Source organism: Streptomyces phytophilus, from assembly GCF_013870535.1.
Lineage (GTDB): Bacteria > Actinomycetota > Actinomycetes > Streptomycetales > Streptomycetaceae > Streptomyces > Streptomyces phytophilus.
The window spans coordinates 1-1930 of record NZ_JACBXC010001152.1 but is presented as its reverse complement, the minus strand read 5'-3'; the positions used below and the strand labels follow the sequence as shown (position 1 = coordinate 1930).

3 protein-coding genes are annotated in these 1930 nt (G+C 73.9%); 2 read left to right on the top strand and 1 reads right to left on the bottom strand.

All coding sequences use genetic code 11. The features are described 5' to 3' along the window. Both H5J30_RS30160 and H5J30_RS30155 read left to right on the top strand, forming a co-directional pair. Positions 1 to 631 (top strand): hypothetical protein (locus tag H5J30_RS30160; RefSeq protein WP_181790568.1); only part of this gene is annotated, 631 nt, incomplete at its 5' end. 110 nt (positions 632 to 741) lie between these two features. Further along, positions 742 to 1374 (top strand): HAD family hydrolase, encoded by a 633-nt coding sequence (locus H5J30_RS30155; RefSeq protein WP_181790566.1) that lies wholly within the window; start codon positions 742 to 744, stop codon positions 1372 to 1374. Between the two features lie 18 nt (positions 1375 to 1392). Here H5J30_RS30155 and H5J30_RS30150 read toward each other — a convergent pair whose 3' ends face one another. Next, positions 1393 to 1896 carry an NUDIX hydrolase gene (locus H5J30_RS30150; protein WP_181790564.1) on the bottom strand — a complete coding sequence of 168 codons (504 nt, stop codon included), beginning with the start codon at positions 1894 to 1896 and terminating at the stop codon, positions 1393 to 1395. Positions 1897 to 1930: the final 34 nt, after the last annotated feature.

The following is a 1930-nucleotide window of genomic DNA, read 5'->3' as shown; positions in this document are numbered from 1 at the left end:
CGGCGGCCAGGGCGGCAGCTCCAGTGCGGGCGTGGCCGCCGCGGCGGCGGTGCTGGTGCCCGTGCTGGCCGGTACGGCGGCGGTGATCTTCCTTCTCGTCGGCTACCTCCTGCACTTGATGGACCCCGAGCCCTCCGTGGCGTCCTCGATGCGCCAGGCGGGCTGGATCTTCGCGATCCTCGCGGTCGCCGCCATCGTCATCTCCATGGTCGCGCTGCTGCTGACCGCGCTGCGCAACGGCTCGACGTCCATCAGGGCGGCGGCCAGCCGCGATCTGACCGAGCAGGTCGACCGCGCCCGCGAGGAGTGGCGCGCGGCGCTGCTGGAACGGGGCATCCAGCCCTTCATCGAACAGGCCCTCGCCGGCGGCGAGTCCGGCCGCGGCGACGGCGGCCCCGAGGCCGGCGACCTCGACGGGCTCGACGGCGCGGGGCCCGACGGCGGCGGGGGCGGCGGCGCGTACCCGGCGGTGCGCACGACCGACCCCACCGTCACCCGCACCCCGCGCCTGGGCTACTCCCGCCCGGCGTTCTCCAGCCCCGACGACGGCCAGTCGGCGGACGGACCGAGCTATTCGAGCCCGGACTTCACCAGCCCCGACTACGGCGGCCCGGAACACGACCCGGACTGACCCCGGCCGGGCCGGACTGACCCCGGCCGGGCCGGCCGGACCCCGGCTGAGCCGGTGCGGCGCGAGTAATCGGTTGTCCGCGCCCGTACGCGCGTCCTAGCCTCACGGTCATGTCCCGGCTGCACATCTTCGACATGGACGGCACCCTGCTGCACGGCTCCTCCGCGAACATCGAGCTGGCGCGGCAGCTGGGCCTGGTCGCGGAGTTCCGGGCGCTGGACGCGGCGTTCGGCTCCGGCGAGATCGACACGTACGAGTACGCCGGGCACGCGCACGGCATGTGGAGCAGCCTCACGCCCGAGATCCTGGGCCGCGCCTTCGCGGGCGCGCCGTGGCTCGCGGGGATCCGCGAGGTGTGGGCGGACATCACCGACCGCGGGGAGCACTGCGCGGTCATCTCCCTGGCACCGGGGTTCTTCGTCGAACGGCTGCTGGAGTGGGGGGTGCACGCGGCGCACGGGTCGCGGTTCCCGGCGCTGCCGTTCCGCGAGCCGGTGGACATGGCCGGCATCCTGGGGCCGCCGGACAAGGTGCGGATAGCGGATCTGCTCTGCGCGCAGTACGGGTTGACGCGGGCGGACTGCGTGGCGTACGGGGACTCCATGTCGGACACCGACCTGTTCGCGGTGGTGCCGCGGTCGGTCGCCGTCAACGCCGACCACCATGTGAGCGGGGTCGCGTCGCACGCGTACAGCGGCCGGGACCTGCGGGGGGCGTACGCGCTGACGCGTACCGCCGGATGACGCGCCGTCAGACAGGACCTAGCCGGGGCCGCCGGCGGGGGAGCCGTCGGGGAGGAAGTCGTCCGCGAGGACGGCGAGGACGCCCTCGATGTTCATGCGCAGGTACGCGCGCAGGCTGGGCGGCACGACGTCGACGGAGTCGACGCCCTCGCGGGTGAAGGGGATGCGTACCGCCTCGTACTCGCCGCGCGGCTCGTCGACTTCGGGGCCGTGGCGCCGCGTCCAGTCCATCGACGTGAGCCGGCAGGCGAAGAAGTGCTGGACCTTCACCCCGTGTTCGCCCTCGGGCACGGTGTCGACGAAGACGGGGACGACGCCGGTGACGCGGGCACCCAACTCCTCGTCGACCTCCCGGTGCAGCGCGGCGACGACGGAGGCGTCGACGGGCTCGACGCCGCCGCCGGGGGTGATCCAGTAGGGCTCGCGGCCCGGCTTGGTGCGCTTGATGAGCAGCATCTCGTCGCCGTCGAGGAGGACGGCGCGGGCGGTGCGCTTGACCACGGGCCGGTGGGACACGGTCATGGGATGTATGTGGCACGCGGGGCGGTGGTCGAAA